At 58.8% G+C, this 20,519-nt stretch carries 18 protein-coding genes and 3 pseudogenes; 10 read left to right on the forward strand and 11 right to left on the reverse strand.

The features are described from left to right. Positions 1–79: 79 nt before the first annotated feature. Positions 80–1,228, reverse strand: coding sequence for an aldose epimerase family protein (locus HT737_RS25440; RefSeq protein WP_182404238.1), 1,149 nt, complete (start codon positions 1,226–1,228; stop codon positions 80–82). 358 nt (positions 1,229–1,586) lie between these two features. Between HT737_RS25440 and HT737_RS25445 the strand changes: the two genes are divergently transcribed. The 3 genes from HT737_RS25445 to HT737_RS25455 all read left to right on the forward strand — a co-directional run bounded on the left by HT737_RS25445 (position 1,587) and on the right by HT737_RS25455 (position 4,703). Further along, positions 1,587–2,336 carry a hypothetical protein gene (locus tag HT737_RS25445; RefSeq protein WP_047291528.1) on the forward strand — a complete coding sequence of 250 codons (750 nt, stop codon included), beginning with the start codon at positions 1,587–1,589 and terminating at the stop codon, positions 2,334–2,336. Positions 2,337–2,494: 158 nt separating this feature from the next. Further along, complete coding sequence (locus HT737_RS25450; RefSeq protein WP_182404239.1) at positions 2,495–3,709, forward strand: MFS transporter; 1,215 nt, start codon at positions 2,495–2,497, stop codon at positions 3,707–3,709. A gap of 208 nt (positions 3,710–3,917) precedes the next feature. Then, a complete protein-coding gene (locus HT737_RS25455; protein ID WP_041074069.1) occupies positions 3,918–4,703 on the forward strand; it encodes a sulfite exporter TauE/SafE family protein in 786 nt (261 codons plus the stop codon). 79 nt (positions 4,704–4,782) lie between these two features. On the opposite strand, the gene HT737_RS25460 is transcribed toward HT737_RS25455, so the two are convergent. Then, a complete protein-coding gene (locus HT737_RS25460; RefSeq protein WP_182404240.1) occupies positions 4,783–5,256 on the reverse strand; it encodes a GNAT family N-acetyltransferase in 474 nt (157 codons plus the stop codon). A 209-nt stretch (positions 5,257–5,465) separates the two neighbouring features. Between HT737_RS25460 and HT737_RS25465 the strand changes: the two genes are divergently transcribed. Continuing rightward, on the forward strand, positions 5,466–6,038 hold the full coding sequence (locus tag HT737_RS25465; protein ID WP_182404241.1) for a DUF4174 domain-containing protein: 573 nt from the start codon (positions 5,466–5,468) through the stop codon (positions 6,036–6,038). A gap of 85 nt (positions 6,039–6,123) precedes the next feature. Here HT737_RS25465 and HT737_RS25470 read toward each other — a convergent pair whose 3' ends face one another. Both HT737_RS25470 and HT737_RS25475 read right to left on the reverse strand, forming a co-directional pair. Beyond that, on the reverse strand, positions 6,124–6,744 hold the full coding sequence (locus HT737_RS25470) for a retron system putative HNH endonuclease (protein ID WP_182404242.1): 621 nt from the start codon (positions 6,742–6,744) through the stop codon (positions 6,124–6,126). Further along, a pseudogene (locus tag HT737_RS25475) lies at positions 6,737–8,103 on the reverse strand (AAA family ATPase). The gene HT737_RS25470 and the pseudogene HT737_RS25475 overlap by 8 nt, the downstream one beginning before the upstream one ends. Positions 8,104–8,649: 546 nt before the next feature. On the opposite strand from HT737_RS25475, the gene HT737_RS25480 reads away from it, so the two are divergent. Beyond that, positions 8,650–8,922 (forward strand): hypothetical protein, encoded by a 273-nt coding sequence (locus HT737_RS25480; RefSeq protein ID WP_182404247.1) that lies wholly within the window; start codon positions 8,650–8,652, stop codon positions 8,920–8,922. 61 nt (positions 8,923–8,983) lie between these two features. On the opposite strand, the gene ampC is transcribed toward HT737_RS25480, so the two are convergent. Beyond that, entirely contained in the window at positions 8,984–10,150 is a 1,167-nt protein-coding gene (gene ampC, locus HT737_RS25485) for a class C beta-lactamase (protein ID WP_182404243.1), read from the reverse strand. A gap of 160 nt (positions 10,151–10,310) precedes the next feature. Between ampC and HT737_RS25490 the strand changes: the two genes are divergently transcribed. Further along, positions 10,311–11,183 (forward strand): LysR family transcriptional regulator, encoded by an 873-nt coding sequence (locus HT737_RS25490; RefSeq protein ID WP_182404244.1) that lies wholly within the window; start codon positions 10,311–10,313, stop codon positions 11,181–11,183. A gap of 108 nt (positions 11,184–11,291) precedes the next feature. Here HT737_RS25490 and gudD read toward each other — a convergent pair whose 3' ends face one another. Together gudD and HT737_RS25500 are read right to left on the reverse strand one after the other, a co-directional pair. After that, positions 11,292–12,635 (reverse strand): glucarate dehydratase, encoded by a 1,344-nt coding sequence (gene gudD, locus HT737_RS25495; RefSeq protein ID WP_182404245.1) that lies wholly within the window; start codon positions 12,633–12,635, stop codon positions 11,292–11,294. Between the two features lie 25 nt (positions 12,636–12,660). After that, positions 12,661–14,007: an MFS transporter gene (locus tag HT737_RS25500; protein WP_121184685.1), complete on the reverse strand. Its 1,347-nt coding sequence runs from the start codon at positions 14,005–14,007 to the stop codon at positions 12,661–12,663. 368 nt (positions 14,008–14,375) lie between these two features. Between HT737_RS25500 and HT737_RS25505 the strand changes: the two are divergent. Further along, positions 14,376–15,081, forward strand: a pseudogene (locus tag HT737_RS25505) (FadR/GntR family transcriptional regulator); the annotation flags it as partial. A 100-nt stretch (positions 15,082–15,181) separates the two neighbouring features. Then, the gene (locus tag HT737_RS25510) at positions 15,182–15,412 is read left to right on the forward strand and encodes a hypothetical protein (RefSeq protein ID WP_007965409.1); all 231 of its coding nucleotides are present in this window, start codon (positions 15,182–15,184) and stop codon (positions 15,410–15,412) included. 216 nt (positions 15,413–15,628) lie between these two features. On the opposite strand, the gene yegQ is transcribed toward HT737_RS25510, so the two are convergent. Next, the gene (gene yegQ / locus HT737_RS25515) at positions 15,629–16,972 is read right to left on the reverse strand and encodes a tRNA 5-hydroxyuridine modification protein YegQ (protein ID WP_182404246.1); all 1,344 of its coding nucleotides are present in this window, start codon (positions 16,970–16,972) and stop codon (positions 15,629–15,631) included. A 249-nt stretch (positions 16,973–17,221) separates the two neighbouring features. On the opposite strand from yegQ, the pseudogene HT737_RS25520 reads away from it, so the two are divergent. Continuing rightward, a pseudogene (locus tag HT737_RS25520) lies at positions 17,222–18,284 on the forward strand (AI-2E family transporter). On the opposite strand, the gene HT737_RS25525 reads toward HT737_RS25520, so the two are convergent. The 3 genes from HT737_RS25525 to HT737_RS25535 all read right to left on the reverse strand — a co-directional run bounded on the left by HT737_RS25525 (position 18,281) and on the right by HT737_RS25535 (position 19,340). Further along, complete coding sequence (locus HT737_RS25525) at positions 18,281–18,463, reverse strand: hypothetical protein (RefSeq protein WP_041074091.1); 183 nt, start codon at positions 18,461–18,463, stop codon at positions 18,281–18,283. The pseudogene HT737_RS25520 and the gene HT737_RS25525 overlap by 4 nt on opposite strands. Before the next feature lie 102 nt (positions 18,464–18,565). Then, the gene (locus HT737_RS25530) at positions 18,566–18,760 is read right to left on the reverse strand and encodes a hypothetical protein (protein ID WP_025108897.1); all 195 of its coding nucleotides are present in this window, start codon (positions 18,758–18,760) and stop codon (positions 18,566–18,568) included. Between the two features lie 229 nt (positions 18,761–18,989). Beyond that, positions 18,990–19,340: a hypothetical protein gene (locus HT737_RS25535; protein ID WP_007965394.1), complete on the reverse strand. Its 351-nt coding sequence runs from the start codon at positions 19,338–19,340 to the stop codon at positions 18,990–18,992. A 256-nt stretch (positions 19,341–19,596) separates the two neighbouring features. Here HT737_RS25535 and HT737_RS25540 point away from each other — a divergent pair, with 256 nt between their 5' ends. Next, the gene (locus HT737_RS25540) at positions 19,597–20,415 is read left to right on the forward strand and encodes a shikimate 5-dehydrogenase (protein WP_145596516.1); all 819 of its coding nucleotides are present in this window, start codon (positions 19,597–19,599) and stop codon (positions 20,413–20,415) included. Positions 20,416–20,519 lie beyond the last annotated feature (104 nt).

Consider the following 20,519-nt stretch of genomic DNA (forward strand, 5'->3'; position numbering starts at 1 on the left):
ATGGGCGCGCAGCGCCCCCCAAGAAGCAGGGTTGCTGCGCAACCCATCGGGGATAAATCCCCTCACCACAAGGCAAGTGTTATTTCGCGGAGAACTTCAACACCACGCTATGGCTGTAAGTCTGCCCCGGATCCAGCCGCGTGCTCGGGAAGTCCGGCTGATTCGGCGCATCCGGATAGTGCTGCGTTTCCAGGGTAAACGCGCCCCAGTGCGGATAGACCTTGCCGCCCTTGCCCTTGACCGTACCGTCGAGGAAGTTGCTGGTGTAGAACTGCACGCCCGGCTCGCTGGTGAACAGCTGCAGATGCCGTCCGGATTGCGGATCACTGACCTCGGCGGCAACTTTGCTCACATCACCTTTGGTGTCCAGCACCCAGTTGAAATCAAAGCCGCCCTGTTTCGGTTCGGCGAATTTCAGCTGCGGGTGTTCAGCCTTGATGTGCGTGCCGATGGCAGTGGGCTGGGTGAAGTCCATCGGCGTGCCGGCCACGGGCGCCAGTTCGCCGGTCGGGATCAGTTTGCCGGTGACCGGGGTGTAATGGCTGGCGTGCAAGGTGGCCACCTGCTTGAGGATGTCGCCATTGCCGGCACCGGCGAGGTTGAAGTAGCTGTGGTTGGTCAGGTTGAGCACCGTCGGTTTATCGGTGCTGGCCTTGTAGTCGATGCGCAACTCGTTGTTGTCGGTCAGGCGGTAGGTCACTTCGGTGGTGAGATTGCCGGGGAAGCCCATTTCACCGTCCGCCGACAGATAGGTGAGGGTCACGCCGACTGAATCCTTGTCCTTGGTTGCCTGCGCTTTCCAGACTTTCTTGTCGAAACCCTGGGTGCCGCCATGCAAGGCGTTGGACTTGTCGTTCTGCGGCACTTGATAGCGCTTGCCGTCGAGTTCGAATGCACCCTCGGCCAGGCGATTGCCGAAACGGCCGATGGTCGCGCCGAAATACGCCGTGCCTTTCTGGTAACCCTGAACATCGTCGAAACCGAGCACCACGTCAGCGGCTTTGCCGTGTTTGTCCGGTACTAGCAGCGATTGCAAGGTGGCGCCGTAGGTGATGACGGTCGCCTGCATGCCGTGGCTGTTGCGCAGGATGTATTGCTCGACGGGCGTGCCGTCATTGGTTTTGCCAAAGGCTTTGTGTTCGGCGGTCAGGCCGGCTGCGTTGGCGGAGAGGGTGGCGATCATCAGGGACAGTCCGAGGCCGGAGAGCAGGTGACGGGATTGAAGCATGGTTGACCTTCCTTTTTGTTGTTTTGAAAACACCACAATTCCCCCTGTAGGAGCTGCCGCAGGCTCGGGTCGCGTTCGGACGATCTTTTGATCTTGATTCTAAAAAACGAAGGTCAAAAAGATCGCAGCCTTCGGCAGCTCCTACAGGTAACTAGTCAATCTATTTTGGTAGTGGAAGAAGGTTTATAGCTGATTGATCGTGTATTTCAACAATAAAGACTGACTAATTAGCTTGGCGCTCATTCGCCGCCAATCAACCGGGCAGATCCGCCACTGCACTTTTTTGCAATTGCCGGCTCTATCCTTGGCCAGGATGCGGCGACGCCCGCCGCGCAGGAATGTGCCCGTTCGAGAATTCATGCCGAGAGCTTTTCACCCGATCATCCGATTTGTTCGCCGCCCGTGTCTGCTGCTGGCCTGTCTGTCATCGCTGTTTGTCAGCGGTTGCACGCACCAGACCGGCAACGGTTTCATCGCTCAGATGCGTGACGGTCAACCGCAGGAATTCCTGCAGACCAGCGTCGACCGCATGGCCACATTGGCGATGCGCGACAACCTCAACAGTCTTTATCGGTTGATGGGCAAGCTGTATTTGCGCAACCCGGAAGAACTGCGCAAATCGGGGTTCCTCGACATCAACACCGCGGTGAAACAGGTGCGCCTGGCGGTCGAGCAGCAGCAACCGTTGCCGGTGCTGGGCGGGCGCAAGGATCTGGCGGCGCTCAGCTATGCGATGAGTCCGGAGTTTCTCGGGGATCGGGTCGGCGCCTTCATCTATGCCATTGGCAGCATGCTGGTCACCGCTCATGGCAACCGCGTCGAGTTCTACATGACCGACGCAATCAACCCGACCTTCGTCCACAACGCCGCGCGCAACATCGAGAAAGCCACGTGGATCCTGGCCCAGCGCCAGAACAAGGAAGGCCAGCCGCTGCTGTTCTCCAATGAAATCTCGGAGGAGGGCAGCAACCTGAGCTTCGCCACCGAATTCGGCAAGATCGTCGCGCGGCTCGACTTGCTGACGCAGATGCTCGACGAGCGTTACCGGCGTATTGGCCTGAATTACGCGCAGAGCCTGCTGTTCCTGAATTTCCTCCCGGTGCAGTGAACCCTGTAGGAGCTGCCGCAGGCTGCGATCTTTTGACCTGAATCTTAAAAAAACCAAGTCAAAAGATTCCAAGCCTGCGGCAGCTCCTACAGGGGTTGGTGGTGTAAGTTGTATACAGTTTCAAATAAAAATTAGCTCAAAAGGGAGCTGCACCTGTCATGACCGACTCCGCAAGCACCGACTTCAACCGCATCGACCGCGTCGCCCGTACAGAAAAACTGCCGTACGCCGCGTTACTGGCGTTCGCCATGACCGGCTTCATCGCCATCCTCACCGAGACGTTGCCGGCCGGGCTGTTACCGCAGATCGGCGCCGGGCTCGGCGTCAGTGAGGTGCTCGCCGGGCAACTGGTGACGCTGTATGCGCTGGGTTCGATAGTCGCGGCGATTCCGCTGACCGTGGCCACCCGGGGCTGGCCACGGCGCCGGGTGCTGCTGATGACGGTCGGTGGTTTCCTGCTGTTCAACACGGTGACCACGTTCTCCAGTCATTACGGCCTGACCCTCGCGTCGCGCTTTCTCGCCGGGATGGCCGCAGGACTGTCGTGGGGCATCATGGCCGGGTACGCCCGCGGGATCGTGCCGGTGCATCAGCAGGGGCGGGCGTTGGCAATCGCGATGCTGGGCACCCCGGTGGCGCTGTCCCTGGGTACTCCGGCGGGGACGTGGCTGGGTAACCTGATCGGCTGGCGTGCGTCGTTCGGGATCATGTCGGCGCTGGCATTGGTGCTGGCGGCGTGGATTGTGCTGGCGGTGCCTGATCGTCCGGGCCAGGCCAGCGCCGAGCGCCTGCCGTTGCTGCAGTCATTGCGCCTGCCGGGCGTGCGGCCGGTGCTGTTCGTGGTGCTGACCTGGATGCTCGGGCACAACATTCTCTACACCTACATTGCGCCTTTCCTGATGCAGGCCGGGCTGGCCGAGCGTGTCGATCTGGTGCTGCTGGTGTTTGGTCTGTGTTCGCTGGTCGGAATCTGGATCATCGGCGTGCTGGTGGATCGCTGGCTGCGCTGGCTGACCCTGATCAGCCTCGCGGTATTTGCCGTGACTGCACTGGTGCTGGCGCTGATGTCTGCGTCGCCGTGGCTGATCTACACCTGCATGGCCGTGTGGGGCCTGTCATTTGGCGGCTCGGCAACGTTGCTGCTGACGGCTGCGGCGGATTCGGCTGGCGAGCATGTGGACGTGGTGCAGGCGATGCTCACCACGTCCTGGAACGTGGCAATTGCCGGCGGCGGCCTGTTTGGCGGGTTGCTGCTGGATCAGGCGGGGGCGATGTCGTTTCCGTGGGCGCTGTTGATCCTGTCGCTGATTGCGCTGGCGACGGTGTGGATCAACCGGCATCACAGTTTCAAACCGGGCCGGCGCCAGCACTGAACCACACCTCCACTGTAGGAGCTGCCGGAGGCTGCGATCTTTTGATTTTGTCTTTTAATCAAGATCAAAAGATCGCAGCCTCCGGCAGCTCCTACAGTGTTAGATGTAGGAATCGGGCATAACGATAGACCGCATTGATATATGTGGTTATATGAAAAATCGCTATGCTGCGGGCCAGATTTTTCCTGTCGTTTTTCTGGACGTCTTAATGGAATTGGCAAATTTCGGCCTGGTCATCGCCGGGCTGGTGGTGGGTTTTATTGTCGGCATGACCGGTGTCGGCGGCGGTTCGTTGATGACGCCGATCCTGCTGTGGTTCGGTATCAACCCGGCAACCGCGGTGGGCACTGACCTGTTGTACGCGGCCATCACCAAATCCAGTGGCGTACTGGTTCACAAGAAGAACAACAACATCGATTGGGCGATCACCGGTTGGCTGACCCTTGGCAGCGTGCCGGCAGTCGCCCTGACCTTGTGGTTTCTCAGCAGTCTGCACACAGCGCCCGAGGCGATGAACGCGATCATCAAGCAAGCCTTGGGCTGGGTGTTGTTCGCCACCGCGCTGGCGATTCTGTTCAAGAAGCGCCTGCTCGAATTCGCCCATAATCGCGCGGGCGGCAACTACAACCCGAGCGGCGCGCGCCTGAACGTAATGACCGTGATCACCGGTCTGATCCTCGGCACCATGGTCGCCCTGACATCTATCGGCGCCGGCGCCCTCGGCACGGTCGCGTTGTTCATTCTTTATCCGCTGCTGCCAACCCGCCGTCTGGTCGGCACCGAAATTGCCCATGCCGTACCGCTGACCCTGGTTGCGGGTCTTGGCCACGCGAGCATGGGCAACATGGATTGGGGCGTGCTGGGTTTCCTGCTGATGGGTTCGCTGCCGGGCATCTGGCTGGGCAGCCACCTGACCGGGCGCATTTCCGATGAATTGCTGCGCCCGTGTCTGGCGACCATGTTGCTGTTGATCGGTTACAAGCTGGCGTTCTGATGTAGGAGCTGCCGCAGGTGCGATCTTTTGATCTTGATTGTAAAAAACGAAGATCAAAAGATCGCACCTGCGGCAGCTCCTACACTGGGGTATGAAGGATGTTGAATTTCATGACGGTCACCGGCAAATCCTCGTAGACCAGATCCTCGACCACCTCCCAACCCAACCGCGCATACAGTGCTTGCGCCGCATCGGTGTACAGATACAACGTCTGTACGCCCAACGCTCTGGCTTCTTCAACAATACGTTTGACCAGTTGCGAAGCAATCCCGCGCCCGCGTTCTTCGGCCTTCACATAAACCCCCGCCAGCCACGGCGTCAGTTGCGGGCGGATCTTCATGTCGCTGTCGATCAGCAGCGCGCCACCGAGCAATCGGCCGTCTTCAATGGCCACCACCACGCTGGGAACCGCACCCTTGCCGCAGGCGGCGCGCATCCGTTCGGTACGAGCCTCAAGGGTATCGCCGTCGCGGAATTCGCCCCATTCCTTGAAATTGAGTTCGGCCAGTTCCTCAATCAAATGCGGGTGATCGCACAGGTAGTCGATGTGCATGGGCTGAACTCCTTTTCATGGGCGGAACAGCCAGCCTAATGCGCTCATAAAAGGTAATCAAATCCGCGTCACGATTACGCCGATGCGGTTGCGCAATGACGCGGCTGACCTAAGCTTCTGACAAGGCGAAACATATTTGCCGGGCACAGGTCCGGAACAATCGCCGCGATGCGCAATCATTAGAGCGTGGATATCAAAAGGAGATGCGCATGCTCATCAGGTCACTGACCCTGACACTCTTGCTGGCGATTGCCGGCCCCTTGTTCGCCGCTGACAACGATTCGCCCATAGCCGGGGATATGGGACGGGCCCGACCGTTGATCGTGATCGCACAAAGCACCGTCGACCCCGTGTGGATGGGGTTGAAAAAGTCGCTGGAAGATCCGGCGAACAAGAAAGGTGTGACTGACCGCAACATCAAGGTCTACACCATCCTCAATATGGCCGGTCAGCTCGACGGCAAAGACCTCGGCCAGCAGGACACCATGGCCTTGTTGCGCTCGCTGAAGCTGGGCGCCGGGGCGTACCCGAAAGTGTTCCTGCTGGGCAAGGACGGCGAGACCAAACTCTCGGCCTCGGGCGATGAAGCGAAGTCGGTGGACCTGAAGAAAATCTTCGACACCGTTGATGCACTGCCGGCCAGCGAAAAGGAAATCAGCGCACCGACGGTCGCTGAAACCAAGGCCACCGCCGCCGAACCGGCAGCCAAGAAAGGCGAGAAGGGCGCCAAGGCGGGCAAACCGGCGAAACCGAGCAAGCCACCGGAAATGCCGGATGATTGATTGAGGCAGGCTCTGAATAAAAATGGCGAATGTTTAAAACGTTCGCCATTTTTTGTTCGCTGGAATGACCACGATACTTTGAATATCAGGGCAGTATCTGACGGATGACGTTGACCAGAACCGGAGAAAAAGCCGCAAGTTGGCCATTCTTGGGAGTTAGCATGTCATCAAGGAGAATACCCAGAAGCTCTTCATCTTCAAGGTCATCGGGTTGCATGCCTCCTGTAAAGATCAAATGATCAACCAGCTGTTTCCGTGCCCCTATGAGTCCGCGATTGCTTTCTTCGGTATGACCGAGATTCAAAATTTCCAGAGCTGAATTTGCGCGTTCAGTTTTGCCGGTCACTCTACCGGACAGATAAAACTTCAATTCCGACTCGCATTCCTCCATCAAGGGCGTCAACTCTAATGGGCGTGTGCCTCGATGATGTCCACATTGATTCTGGCGCTGGCAACTGGTAACGATGTTGGTGAAATCCAAGGTGCGATTGGGGGCTTTATCCTGGGCCTCAACATGCTCGTTATGTGAGTTGTCGCCTGTAATTGTCTGGCAGCAATAGGCGCAAAGGCTGAACTGTTCCGCTATACAGGCCGTGCGCACGCTCACGCGTTCTTCGCCGGGCAGGTCCCGGTAGCGTAATGTTGTGTTGGCGCGTTTCCATCTGATGAGTTGTTCCGGTTCGGGTCCCTTGGTGATCTTACGCACGGCGCAGCTCCAGTTTGCGCAGCAACAGCGCGGCTTTTGCCAGTTCGATATGACCGTCCGGGAGTTCTTCTGCCAGTTCGGCGAATAGTTTTTGTGCAGTTTCCAGATCACCGTCCTGCAAGCGTTCGAGCAGCGCGTTCAAGCGTTTTTTGAACGTCGCTGTTGCGGATATCGGTGTCCATGACTTCCAGCAGCACCTGATTGGCATCAAGTCCGTACAGGCCGTTGTGTTCGTGAAGTTCACCGTCATTGAGCACGTAAACCAGCACATCCTTGGCGTCGCTGATGACCAGTGGCGAGTGAGTGGTCAGCACGAACTGGCAGTTGGGGAAGGTTTCGCTCAGTTGGCGGATCAGACTGCGCTGCCATTTCGGGTGCAAATGCAGATCCACTTCGTCGATCAGCACGATGCCGTCCCCGTGGAGCGGGTTGTCCAGCGACTGGTTCATCATTGCCAGACGACGGGCGATATCTCCGACCAGCGCCATCATCGACTTCTCACCTTGCGAGAGTTGGGCGACATTGAGGGTGACGCCGTCCTTGTCAATAGCCATGTGCAGGCGCGGTTTGCGTTGTACACGCAGGTTGGTGAAGCCGGGCATGAAGGCGGCGATGGCGGAGCGGACGGCGGTCAGTTGGCGGTCGCGGGAAGAAGCTTTCAGGTTGGACAGGGTTTTCCAGACGTCGCTATCCGGTCCGAATTTCTCGGAGATTTCAGTCAGTGCAGTGTCGGAAATACCGGTTTCATTTTCGCTATCTTCGCGTTCGCGGAACCATTCGAAGAAACGACGGAAGTCGACGCCTCTGTTGAGTGAGTTGTCGTAGCCGTCGAGTTGGTCGAAGGTGTGTTTAGTTCGGATCTTCAGCGGAATTTCTAAAACTGAACGTTCGACCGGGTAGTACGCAATCAGAGGGAGAGATGCTTTGTCATTGGCAGTCAGGCTTGAGCGGTAGTGATCCGCAAGTAGACTCGCTTCTTTTAAAGAACTATGCATCTGAGCCTTCCGACCTTGTCTTCCCCGGCCGATAGCCCATACGAAAAAAGGGTTTTTCGGATCTCTGGGAAGATCTTGTCCAGGATGTGATCGGTCTGCTACAGCAACCGTTATCACTGCACCTGAGGCTCCATTTCGAATCTCTTCCTGTATCAAAGGGCTTCCACTACCTTTTTTCGGTGCGAATCCTTGCAACAAGCCAGCTCAGCGATGTGGCCAATGACTTCAGAATTGTGGATTTGCCAGCGCCGTTATTTCCCACGATGACTGTAATGTTCGATAGGTGGTTCTCGGTGGGCGCGAGATCGATGGTCAATTTGTCGAAGCGGCCAACATCCGCGAGTTTAAGTTTGATGATTTCCATTACAACGCTCTTAGAGGGGCGGTCGGCTTGAAAGCAATTACGGGCATTATGTCACTCCCGGCCACGTATGGATTCCGTGGAGTTTAGATACATTCGTTCGCGTCGGTCATCCTTAAAAATGGTTTCTGCATGTGCCCATCAAAATGTGTTGCGTAACGCCCTTCAATTGCCTCGGACGTTTCCTTCAAACCGCGGCGGCGTTGGTGAACTGGTGGCTTGAGTCGTACGCCGATAACCTCATCGGGCCGCTGCAAAATCAGCGGTCGGATGTGGAAGTCCGAGGATGACAGGGAAGCGTATGTGCGCCCGTGACCACATGTTGGTATTTTTTATGCCACCATCGTCGTTTATGGCAGCTATGCGCAGGAGCACTCTCAAGTGCACCGGGTTTCTCTGACCCCGGACTTCCACACCTGCGCAAAGCTGCCACCCTCTCGTGGAAGGGAGTTCGGCAGTTTCTCTCTTAATGTCAGAGGTATTCACACATGAAAAAAAACAGATCCAAACAGGCCAGAAACTCCCACGAATTCAGATTCCCCCGAACACATCGCCAACCCCAAAACCCGCTACATCCCCATTACCGGCATCGACTGCCAGATCCCCTGTCTCCTGATCGACCGCGAAGCTCCGGTAGACGTACTTCACGGCACCGCCGCCTACCGATTACGAAGCGTGACTCAACTGCTGGAAACCCTTTCCCTCAGCGACGGCATCGGTCATGACTCATTACTGTTGCAAGACTTCGCACGGGTGCTGGCAATCCCTCTGCGCGACAGCTGCGATCTGATGGATGTACTGGGCTGGAAGCTACAGGCCTAGTTTCAAACACCCAAACAAAAACGGGCGACCTTCTCAGGTCGCCCGTTTTTTTATGGCGTGATTACCGGGTCAATTCACCCAGAATCTTGTGCGCAATCTTTACCCGCTCTCCATTCGGATAATTGCGGTTCGCCAGAATCACGATCCCGACTTTCTTCGACGGCACGAACGCGACGTAGGCGCCGTAGCCTGCGGTGGAGCCGGTCTTGTTCAGCAGTACGTTCGCCGGCTCGGGTTGTGGCGGATTCAGCCATTTGACCTTGTGCGCTTCCATGGCCATCGGCGTCGAGTTGCCGTCCAGCAAGCGGTTGAGGCTGATCGGATAGGTGTAGCGCTCCCAGCCCAGGCCCTGGGTCATGTCGCCGACGGTGTAGTAGCCGGTGTGGGTGAGGGCGATGGCTTTTTGCACGGGTGATTCGAGTTTGGCGGTGTCGAGGTTGGCCTGGACATATTGCAGCAGATCCGCGGCGCTGGTTTTTACGCCGTAGGCTTCGGCGTCGAGGGCGCCGGGGCTGACTCGAACCGGTTTGTTGTTCTTGTCGTAGCCTTGGGCGTAGAACTTTTGTTCAGACGCCGGCACCGACAGTAAGGTGTGCTTGAGCCCGAGTTTCGGCAGCAGGGTTTCGGTCATGACCTGATTGAAGGACTGGCCAAGGCTTTTCGCCGCCAGGTAGCCGAACAGGCCGATGCTCGGATTGGAATACAGGCGATGGCTGCCGGCCGGAAAAGTCGGTTTCCACTGTTGGTAATAGCCGAGCATCTTGTCGGAAGCATCCGCGGCATCCGGGAATTGCAATGGCAGGCCGCCGGCGCTGTAAGTGCCCAGTTGCAGCAGGCTGATGTGGTCAAAAGCGCTGCCTTTCAGCTCGGGCCAGTGCTGGCTGGCCTTGTCGGAGAATTCCAGTTTGCCGCTGGCCTGGGCGTAGGCGGCGAGGGTTGCGGTGAAGGTTTTGCTCACCGAGCCGATTTCGAACAGGGTGTTTTCACTCACCGGTTGCCCGGTGCTTTTGTCGGCGATGCCGTAGTTAAAGTAATGCGCCTTGCCATCGACGGTCACGGCCACGGCCAGCCCCGCGATGTTCTGTTGCTGCATGACCGGGGTCACGGCGGCCTTGACCAGCGCCTGCAACTGATCGTCGGTTTGCTGGGCAGCCATGCACGCGGCGGCGCTGAAAAACAGGCCGAAAGCGCTGCATGAAATGACTTTGCTCGGATTGATGAATGACATGAGTGAACCACTCTCCATGAGTGTTGAGGGTGATATCCCGCTAGACTGCGGGCAATCGCAAGGTTGGGCAGCTGATCAGCGCCGACAATTTAGGCAGTCTGGCACTCGTCGACAAACGATGATATTTCGGATGAGCCATTAGAAAAATTTGGGAATTGGCATGATTCGACCTCAATTGCCGCTCAATGCACTGCGCGCTTTCGAAGCTTCTGCGCGTCATTTGAGCTTCACCCGCGCCGCGGTGGAGTTATGCGTGACCCAGGCGGCGGTGAGCCATCAGGTCAAAAGCCTCGAAGCGCAACTCAGCGTCACCCTGTTCAAACGCCTGCCCCGTGGGCTGATGCTGACCAGTGAAGGCGAGACCCTGTTGCCCGTTCTGACCACGTCGTTCGATCACATCGCGCAAATGCTCGAGCGGTTGGCGGGCGGTCAGTATCGGGAAATGTTGACCGTGGGTGCCGTGGGAACCTTTGCGGTCGGTTGGCTGCTGCCACGGCTGGCAGACTTCCAGGCGAAACATCCGCTCATAGATTTGCGGCTGTCGACTCACAACAACCGGGTCGATGTCGCCGCCGATGGACTGGATTACGCGATTCGCTTCGGTGCCGGGGCGTGGCATGGCATCGAGGCCACGCGCTTGCTCGATGCGCCACTGTCGGTGTTGTGCGTGCCGGAAATTGCCCGGCAGTTGCAATCCCCGGGTGACCTGTTGCAGCAGCGTTTGCTGCGCTCGTATCGCACCGATGAATGGCCACAGTGGTTTCACGCCGCCGGTCTGGCGACCCACGCCGCGCCGCCGCAGAGCATCGTGTTCGACTCGTCGCTGGCGATGATGGAGGCCGCGCTGCAGGGCAGCGGCGTAGCGCTGGCACCGCCGCTGATGTTCGCCCGGCAATTGGCGGCGGATGTGATTCGTCAGCCGTTTGCGATTGAAATCACCACCGGCAGTTATTGGCTGACGCGTTTGCAGTCGCGGCCGGAGACGGTGGCGATGAGTGCGTTCAAAAACTGGTTGCTGCAAATCTCTGCCTGACACAAATCCTTTGTAGGAGCTGCCGCAGGCTGCGATCGTTTTGACTTTGATTTTTTGAAGATCAAGACCAAAAAGATCGCACCTGCGGCAGCTCCTACAGGGCAAATGTCAACGCACCAGGCACGGCCGCTTGTTATCGAACGTCCACCCCGGAATCAAAAACTGCATCGCCACGCTGTCATCTCGCGCACCGAGGCCCATGCCTTTATACAGCTCATGAGCCTTGGCCACTTGGTCCATGTCCAGCTCCACGCCCAGCCCCGGTTTCTGCGGCACTTGCACGCAACCGTCGACAATTTGCAGCGGCGCCTGGGTCAGGCGCTGGCCGTCCTGCCAGATCCAGTGCGTGTCGATGGCGGTGATGTCACCCGGTGCTGCGGCCGCGACATGGGTGAACATCGCCAAAGAGATATCGAAGTGGTTGTTGGAGTGCGAGCCCCAGGTCAGGCCCCACTCGTGGCACAGTTGCGCGACACGCACCGAGCCTTGCATGGTCCAGAAGTGCGGGTCGGCCAGCGGGATGTCCACCGACTGCAACTGAATGGCGTGGCCCATCTCGCGCCAGTCGGTGGCGATCATGTTGGTCGCCGTCTTCAGCCCGGTGGCGCGGCGAAATTCGGCCATGACTTCACGCCCGGAGTAACCGTTTTCCGCACCGCAAGGGTCTTCGGCATAAGCCAGCACGTGATGCTGATCGCGGCACAGGCGGATCGCTTCCTTCAGTGACCAGGCACCGTTCGGATCGAGGGTGATACGCGCCTCGGGAAAGCGTTCGGCCAGTGCCGTCACGGCTTCGATTTCCGCATCACCGCTGAGCACGCCGCCCTTGAGTTTGAAATCCTGGAAACCGTATTTTGCGTGGGCCGCTTCGGCCAGACGCACCACCGTTTCGGCGCTCATGGCCTTCTCGTGACGGACGCGGAACCAGTCGTTATCGGCGTCCGGTTCGCTGCGGTAGGCGAGGCTGGTTTCGCGCTGGTCACCGACGTAAAACAGATAGCCGAGCATCTTCACTTGATCGCGCTGCTGGCCTTCGCCGAGCAGCGCCGCGACCGGTACGTCGAGGTGTTGGCCGAGCAAGTCGAGCAGGGCGGCTTCGAGTCCGGTCACTGCGTGAATGGTGATGCGCAGGTCGAACGTCTGCAGGCCACGGCCGCCGGCGTCACGCTCGGCGAAGGTCTGGCGCACCTGATTGAGGATTTTCTGATAGTTGCCGATCGGGTTGCCGAGCACCAGGCTGCGAGCATCCTCCAGCGTCTGGCGGATGCGCTCGCCACCGGGCACTTCACCGACGCCGGTATGCCCGGCGTTGTCCTTGAGAATAACGATGTTGCGGGTAAAAAACGGCCCGTGGGCGCCACTCAAGTTGAGCAACATGCCATCGTGGCCGGCCACTGGAATCACTTGCATGGCGGTGATGATCGGCGCTTTGGCGGTGTCGTGTGCAGTCATGGTTTTGATCCTAATCAGACAGAGTTCAGGCGTGCTTCGGCGCGGCTTCGGCCACGGCAAGGTCAGCAGCCGGTTTCGGTGTGGTGCGGGCCGCGAAGACGATGATCGCGGCGATGATCGAGGTCGCGGCCAGACCGTAGAGGCCGCCCTGAATCGAGCCGGTGTGTTGTTCCAGCAGGCCGAAGGTGGTGGGCGCGACGAAGCCGCCGAGGTTGCCCACCGAGTTGATCAGCGCAATCACCGCTGCGGCGATTCGCGCATCCAGATACGCCTGCGGAATCGGCCAGAACAACGAGGAGGCGGACTTGAAGCCGAGCGCGGCAAAACAGATCGCGACAAAGGCAAAAATCGGCCCGCCAGTGGTGGACATGAACATCCCCGCCGCGGCGATCAACAACGCGGTGGCGACCCAGGCTTGCTGATGCTTCCACTTGGCCGAGAAGGCAGCGAAGGCGTACATGCCGATGATCGACAGCAGCCACGGAATCGAGTTGAACAGCCCGACCTGGAAATCGCTCATCTCGCCCATTTTCTTGATGATGCTTGGCAACCAGAACGTCGCGGCGTAGATGGTCAGCTGGATAAAAAAGTAGATCAGGCAGAACAGGATGATCTGCCGGTCCTTGAGCAATTTGGCCATTGAAGGTCGGATCGGCGTCGCCGCTTCGCGGGCCTTCTGTTCGTCATCGATGGCGCTGACCAGTGCGTCCTGTTCGGCGCGGGTCAGCCATTTCGCGTCGTGAGGTTTGGCGTCGAGCCAGAACCAGACGAACACGCACAGCCCGACCGAGAACATCCCCTCGATGAAGTACATCCATTGCCAGCCGTGCATGCCCAGGCCGTTGATCTGCAACAGCAGGCCAGACAATGGGCCGGAGATCAGCGAGGCCACCGCCGAACCACTGAGGAAAATCGCGATGGCCTTGCCGCGTTCGGCGCCGGGTAGCCAGCGAGTGAAGTAGTAGATCACCCCGGGAAAGAATCCGGCCTCGGCCACGCCAAGCAGAAAGCGCAGGATGTAAAAGTGCGTTTCGTTCTGGATGAATGCCATGCCGGCGGCAACCAGGCCCCAGGTGAGCATGATGCGGGTCAGCCAGATGCGCGCGCCGACTTTCTGCAGGAGCATGTTGGACGGCACTTCGAATAGCGCGTACCCGATGAAGAACAGACCGGCGCCGAAGCCGTAGGCGGCCGCCCCGATGCCCAGGTCATGTTCCATGTGAGTGCGGACGAAACCGATGTTCACCCGGTCAATGTAATTGACGATGAACATGATCACGAAGAGCGGCAGGACGTGGCGTTTCACTTTCGAGATGGCGGACGCGAGTGTCGAATCGACGCCCTCGTTGATCCCGGAGACGGAGGTTTTCACTTGGTTTTCTCCCACTGATTATTTTTATGCGGGGTAGGGCTGGGTGCTGCATTGTTGCTAGACATCATACAACTGAGATTTTTTGTCCTACAAGTGGGTGTGGCGATTAATTTTTTCTGGCGGGCAGGTTTTTTTATTGCTTTTTTTGTCAATTCATCCCTGTTTATTGGGATTTTATGGAGGTTTAGCTGGTTGTCGGTGTTAAGGAAACTGCTATTCGCCATTGTTTTTGGGTCTGTCGCGAATCCCGTATTTCCTGTTTTCTTGAGTGTTGTCATACAAGTCGACGCTTGTTCCAGGACTAAAATCAATCTTGTCAGCCACCGCGCAGTGCTACGATCCGCAAGCCCCGATGACCGGAATCGATCATGCAAGAAAATCTTGACGCTCCCGCGCCCAAACGTGCGCATAACCTCGCCCATGATCTGGTGGAGAAACTCACCCAGAGCATCCTGCTTGGTCAGATGTCGCCCGGCGACAAGCTGCCGTCAGAGAACGCCATCGTTCAGGAGCACGGCGTCAGTCGCACGGTGGTGCGCGAGGCGATTTCCAAGTTGCAGGCGTCAGGGCTAGTGGAGACGCGGCACGGCATTGGCACTTTTTGTCATCGAACGCGCCGCCGAGCAGGGTTTGCGCCTGAATGTCGACACCGCGCTCGGCGTGCGCAGCATTCTTGAATTGCGCATGGGCCTGGAAACTCAGGCCGCCGCATTGGCCGCACAACGGCGCAGCGAACAACAATTGCTGCACATGCGCCAGGCGCTGGATGACTATCAGCGTCTGCTGGACAGCAACGACAGTTGCGTCGAGGCGGATCGACGTTTTCATCTGCTGATCGCCGAAGCCACCGGCAACGTCTGCTTCAGCGAAATCATGCAGCATCTGGGCAGCGCGATGATTCCGCGTCAGCGGCTCAATGCCGCCGAGCGTGGGGCGGCGGATTTGAGCAAGCTGGGGCAGTTGGCGCATCTGGAGCACGAAGCGATCCTGAATGCGATCAAGCGCCAGGACCCGGACGCAGCGCGCGCGGCAATGTGGCTGCACCTGACCAACAGCCGCGACCGCTTCGGTGCGCAGGCTGATTGCCGTTGGTCTGCTCGATGGCACGGCCTGCGCAGGCCTGCTTCCAAGCGGTATGGCCCGGGTTTTCCGGACCTCCTTGGTGAGGTGTGTCATGGCGAATGATTTGCTGTTTCAAGGTGGTGTGCTGCCGACCGATCCGACCCGTCCGGTACCCGGCACGGATGAGCCGACACTGGCCGATCACGATGCGCCACCGGGCATGAGTCCCGGGCGCGATCCGTTGAGTGATGCCGATCGGCCGGAAGACTGGAAGGACCCGGCGGCAGACGATGATGTGCCGCCGGCGGATGAGCCGACGCCGTTGTCGGATGATCGCCGGTAGTGAAAAACCCGGCTCTGGTGCCGGGTTTTTTTTGGGTCGGTCAGTGGAGAGGTATTTTGTTCATGCCGGCCTCTTGGCGGGCAAGCCCGCTCCCACAATGGTTGTTGGTGGCATGGGATTTTGTGTTCAACACAATCCCTGGGGGAGCTGGCTTGCCAGCGATGGCGGCCGCAATGTCGCTGAAGATCAGTGACGCCTGCAAGGTGTTGCGTGTCCTCATACCGGATTGGCAGCTACATCCCGCATCAGCAACCCAAAGCGCAAATCCACCGCATCCGGAATCGGCAGATACACCGTGTGCCCATCCCCTGGCGCCACCTCGATCGCCTCTCCCTTGGCGCTCTGCAACTGGTGCAGATCAAAGTGGAAATTGCCCTTGGGCGTCATCAGTTCCAGGTGGTCGCCCAGTGCAAACCGGTTTTTCACCTTGACCTCGGCCAACCGGTCACGGCGCTCACCAGTGAGTTCGCCGACGAATTGCTGACGTTCCGACACCGAGCTGCCGTTCTGATAATTCTGGTATTCGTCATGCACATGCCGGCGCAGGAAACCTTCGGTGTAGCCGCGCTGGGCCAGTGATTCGAGGTCGGTCATCAGGCTGCGATCGAACTCGCGTCCGGCTACGGCATCGTCGATTGCCCGGCGATAAACCTGGGTAGTACGTGCGCAATAGAAGTGCGACTTGGTGCGACCCTCGATCTTCAGCGAATGCACGCCCATGCGCGTCAGCCGTTCGACGTGCTGCACCGCGCGCAGATCCTTGGCGTTCATGATGTAGGTGCCGTGCTCGTCTTCAAACGCCGGCATCAACTCATCGGGACGATTGGCTTCCTGCAGCAGGAACACCTGATCGGTCGGCGTGCCGATGCCCAGGGTCGGCTCGGGCTGGAAGCTCTGCACGATCTCGCCGAGCTGGTTTTCCGTGGCCTCCTGTGCCGAATATTTCCAGCGGCAGGCGTTGGTGCAGGTGCCTTGGTTGGCGTCGCGCTTGTTCATATAGCCCGACAACAGGCAGCGCCCGGAGTAAGCCATGCACAGCGCGCCGTGGACGAACACTTCCAGTTCCATGCCCGGCACCTGTTCGCGGATTTCAGCGATTTCCTCCAGTGACAATTCCCGCGACAGGATGATCCGGCTCAGGCCTTGTTGCTGCCAGAACTCGACGCTCGCCCAGTTCACCGTGTTGGCCTGCACCGAAAGGTGGATCGGCATCTGCGGAAAATGCCGGCGCACCAGCATGATCAGGCCCGGGTCAGACATGATCAGGGCATCCGGCGCCATCTCGATCACCGGCGCCAGGTCCTTGAGGAAGGTCTTCAGCTTGGCATTGTGCGGGGCGATGTTGACCACCACGTAGAAGCGCTTGCCCTGGGCCTGCGCTTCGCGAATACCGAGGGCGAGGTTGGCGTGGTCGAACTCGTTGTTACGCACCCGCAGACTGTAGCGCGGCTGGCCGGCGTAGACCGCATCGGCGCCGTAGGCGAAGGCATAACGCATGTTCTTCAAGGTGCCGGCGGGGGCCAGCAGCTCCGGGGCGGCGAGGGGGAGGTCAGGGATCATGGCGGCATCGGTCGCAAAAGCGCGGCAGGGTAGTGCAGCGGCAACTGCGGTTTATTGATCTGGATCTATCTTTGCGCGGGTGCCACTGATCTGTGCCGCGCCGGCACCATGAAAAGGTCCCGCTGCATCAGGTGCAGCGAGCTGCTTCTACCAGGCGATCTATGCTCCATGAACAAAGATGGCACTCGTGCGTGCCCCGGTGGACTAAGGTTCGAGGCGTGCGTGACGCCTGACTGACATGGATCGGACATGAACGAAAAAACGCTGCAATTCAAATCCCTCACCGTGCTGTTGCTGTTGGTGACGGTCGCCTTCATCTGGATTCTGCTGCCGTTCTACGGTGCGGTGTTCTGGGCGGTGATTCTCGGCATTCTGTTTGCGCCGATGCAGCGCAAGTTACAGCTCAAATTCGGCTGGCAGCGCAACCTGACAGCGCTTTGCACGCTGGGCATTTGCCTGGTGATCGCGATTCTCCCGGTGATCATTCTCAGCATCCTGTTGGTGCAGGAAGGCGCGACGGTGTACAACAACATCGAAAGCGGTCAACTGGACATCGGTGCCTACCTGGCACAGTTCAAACACAGCTTGCCCCCTTACTTTCAGCATTTGCTCGATCGCTTCGGCATGGGCGAACTCAACGGTCTGCGCGAGAAAATCGTCAAGGCGTCGATGCAGGGCAGTCAGGTGCTGGCCAGTCAGGCCTTCAGTTTCGGCCAGGGCACATTCGAGTTTGTGGTGAGCTTCGGCATCATGCTGTACCTGCTGTTTTTTCTTTCTGCGCGATGGCGCCGAACTGGTACGCAAGGTACGCACCGCAGTGCCGCTGGAAGAGACCCACAAGCGTCGTTTGCAGTTGAAGTTCAACCGGGTGGTACGGGCGACGGTGAAGGGCAACCTGGTGGTGGCAGTCACTCAGGGCGCATTGGGCGGGGCGATTTTCTGGTTTCTCGACATCCCCAGCGCGTTGCTCTGGGCGGTGCTGATGGGCTTTCTGTCGCTGTTGCCGGCGGTGGGCGCGGGAATCGTCTGGGCGCCAGTGGCGGTGTACTTCCTGCTCAGCGGGATGATCTGGCAGGGCGTGGTATTGGGGCTGTTCGGGGTATTTGTGATCGGTCTGGTGGACAACGTACTGCGCCCGATTCTGGTCGGCAAAGACACGCGCATGCCCGACTACATGATCCTGATCTCGACCCTCGGCGGCCTCGCAGTGTTCGGCCTCAACGGTTTCGTGATCGGGCCGCTGATCGCGGCACTCTTCATGTCGAGCTGGGCGCTGTTTATCGAGACCAAGCCGAAAGTCCAGTTGCCTTAAGCGTGGAACGGCGCGCTGACGATTTTCTGCGACAGTGCCTGCGCTGCCGGGAGCGAAGTCAGCGGGCCGCTGATGGGCTCACCGTCGCGCACCAGATACCAGCAGGCGAGCAATCCCGACGCCCTGAGCGATGCGGGAACAGCGCTGCCGATGACCGACATGATTTGAACTTGAGCCATGACCAGTACCTCCATCAATCTGTGGAGCTACCTTAGGGATTCGCTGTGCTCAGGGACAATCAACGCTCTCGATAGTGGTCATTGATAACAGTGAGGACGGGTTCAGTCGACAACCTGGTCGAGCATGTGCACCACTTCGCGCTCGTTGAGCAAGCCCTTGTGCACCAGGTTCTCCGCCAGCAGCGAAAGGAACTTGGCGCAGCGGTGGCCCTCCAGGTGTTTGAGTTCGGTCAGCGCGCTGTACACCTTGCTTGAAGTGCACAGGCCGACGATGCGGTGCGGATTCTGAGTAGGCATGGGTCGTCCTTGTTGTTATCAACCTGTTGTTTACGGACGGATTCAGATTGCGGTTCCGTCATGACAAATCGATGACCGTTCTGTGTTTTGCCCCCAACGGTCAAGTCCATCATGCCGACTTTAGCCGCTGGAACTGTCCTCACAGCGACCTTGGCAAGATTTTTTCAGACGTTGCCCGACCGACGGTCATAAAAAAGCCCCGCTATAAAGCAGGGCTGATTGTTGGCGATTACCAGCGCGGGCCACCGTAGTAGCCGTGTGGCCGGCCGTAATAGCCGCGTGGTGGGCCGTAGTAGACCGGGCCAGGCACGTAGACCGGTTGTTGCACGTAAACCGGGGCCGGCTGGTAATAGACCGGTGGCGGCGGTTGTTGCACATAAACCGGTGCCGGTTGAGCGTAAACAGGCTGTTGTACGTAGACTGGCCGGTCCTGGTTGATCAGCGCCGAGCCGATGATGGCCGAGCCGACGATCGCACCAAACACGGCCGGACCCTGCCAGCCACCGCCGTGGGCTTCTGCCTGACCTGTGATCGCGAATGCACCAATCAACAAGGCCACGATGGGGAGTTTACGAATCATGATAATTCCTCGGTTCTTCGACCCGGCGTCCGGGCCTGCACCAGGCCCAACGTTGTCGCGGGGATACTTCTATGACAGCGAAATTCTGAAAATCAGCACAGCCGCTGGGTAAATTTTGTGTAAGGTCTGTACCGGCTTCTTTACCGGTGGGTCAAAGGGGCACGCGGCCCGTTGCAGACAGGCGCTTATGATCGTCCAGAACCCGATGGAATGGCTAACTCCGTCCATCCGAAAGTCCGTTTGAAGGAGAAGTTTCATGCAGATGAATCCCAACAAAGACACCCAGCTGTGCATGTCCCTGTCCGGGCGCCCGGGGAATTTCGGTCTGCGTTTTCATAACCATTTGTACGAGCAGTTGGGCCTGAACTTCTATTACAAGGCGTTCAGCAGTCAGGATCTGCCGGGGGCTGTCGGCGGGATTCGTGCGCTGGGGATTCGCGGTTGCGGCGTGTCGATGCCTTTCAAGGAAGCGTGTATCGCGCTGGTTGATGAGCTGGATGCGTCGGCGGCGGCGATCCAGTCGATCAACACTATCGTCAACACCAACGGTCATCTCAAGGCCTATAACACCGATTACATCGCTATCGCCCAGCTGCTGGAAACCCACGCTGTGCCAAAGGATACGACGTTCGCCCTGCGCGGCAGCGGCGGCATGGCCAAAGCGGTGGCCAGCGCCTTGCGCGATGGTGGCTACAAAAATGGCTTGATCGTTGCGCGTAACGAGCGCGCCGGGCAGGCGCTGGCGGACTCGCTGGGTTACCGCTGGCGGGCCGAGTTGGGTGAAGAACGTCCGCAGATGCTGATCAACGTCACCCCGGTGGGCATGGACGGCGGGCCGGAGGCGGGGCAACTGGCGTTCGAGCCTGAAGTGATCCAGGCAGCCGGGATCGTGTTCGATGTGGTAGCGATTCCGTCGGAAACGCCGCTGATCGTGCGTGGGCGGGCTGAGGGCAAGAAGGTGATCACCGGGCTGGAAGTGATTGCGATCCAGGCGCTGGAGCAGTTTGTGCTGTACACCGGGGTGCGGCCGAGTGAAGAGCAGTTTGCGGCGGCGGTGGCGTTTGCCCGGAGCTGATGAGTTGGTGCTGGCTGGGCGGGCCTCTTCGCGAGCAGGCTCGCTCCCACAGTTGAATTTTTGTCATGCACAGATTGTGTGTTCGCTGTAGATCCTCTGTGGGA

The organism is Pseudomonas sp. MD195_PC81_125 (genome assembly GCF_014060985.1).
Lineage (GTDB): Bacteria > Pseudomonadota > Gammaproteobacteria > Pseudomonadales > Pseudomonadaceae > Aquipseudomonas > Aquipseudomonas parakoreensis.

Bases quoted from the DNA above. Each gene is read 5' to 3' on its own strand.
- HT737_RS25465 (WP_182404241.1), top strand. From the start codon at position 5,466: ATGCTCATCAGGTCACTGACCCTGACACTCTTGCTGGCGATTGCCGGC.
- HT737_RS25455 (WP_041074069.1), top strand. From the start codon at position 3,918: ATGGAATTGGCAAATTTCGGCCTGGTCATCGCCGGGCTGGTGGTGGGT.
- HT737_RS25460 (WP_182404240.1), bottom strand. From the start codon at position 5,256: ATGCACATCGACTACCTGTGCGATCACCCGCATTTGATTGAGGAACTG.
- HT737_RS25540 (WP_145596516.1), top strand. From the start codon at position 19,597: ATGCAGATGAATCCCAACAAAGACACCCAGCTGTGCATGTCCCTGTCC.
- HT737_RS25535 (WP_007965394.1), bottom strand. From the start codon at position 19,340: ATGATTCGTAAACTCCCCATCGTGGCCTTGTTGATTGGTGCATTCGCG.
- HT737_RS25445 (WP_047291528.1), top strand. From the start codon at position 1,587: ATGCCGAGAGCTTTTCACCCGATCATCCGATTTGTTCGCCGCCCGTGT.
- HT737_RS25440 (WP_182404238.1), bottom strand. From the start codon at position 1,228: ATGCTTCAATCCCGTCACCTGCTCTCCGGCCTCGGACTGTCCCTGATG.
- HT737_RS25525 (WP_041074091.1), bottom strand. From the start codon at position 18,463: ATGGCTCAAGTTCAAATCATGTCGGTCATCGGCAGCGCTGTTCCCGCA.
- HT737_RS25450 (WP_182404239.1), top strand. From the start codon at position 2,495: ATGACCGACTCCGCAAGCACCGACTTCAACCGCATCGACCGCGTCGCC.
- yegQ (WP_182404246.1), bottom strand. From the start codon at position 16,972: ATGATCCCTGACCTCCCCCTCGCCGCCCCGGAGCTGCTGGCCCCCGCC.
- HT737_RS25510 (WP_007965409.1), top strand. From the start codon at position 15,182: ATGGCGAATGATTTGCTGTTTCAAGGTGGTGTGCTGCCGACCGATCCG.
- HT737_RS25530 (WP_025108897.1), bottom strand. From the start codon at position 18,760: ATGCCTACTCAGAATCCGCACCGCATCGTCGGCCTGTGCACTTCAAGC.
- HT737_RS25490 (WP_182404244.1), top strand. From the start codon at position 10,311: ATGATTCGACCTCAATTGCCGCTCAATGCACTGCGCGCTTTCGAAGCT.
- ampC (WP_182404243.1), bottom strand. From the start codon at position 10,150: ATGTCATTCATCAATCCGAGCAAAGTCATTTCATGCAGCGCTTTCGGC.
- gudD (WP_182404245.1), bottom strand. From the start codon at position 12,635: ATGACTGCACACGACACCGCCAAAGCGCCGATCATCACCGCCATGCAA.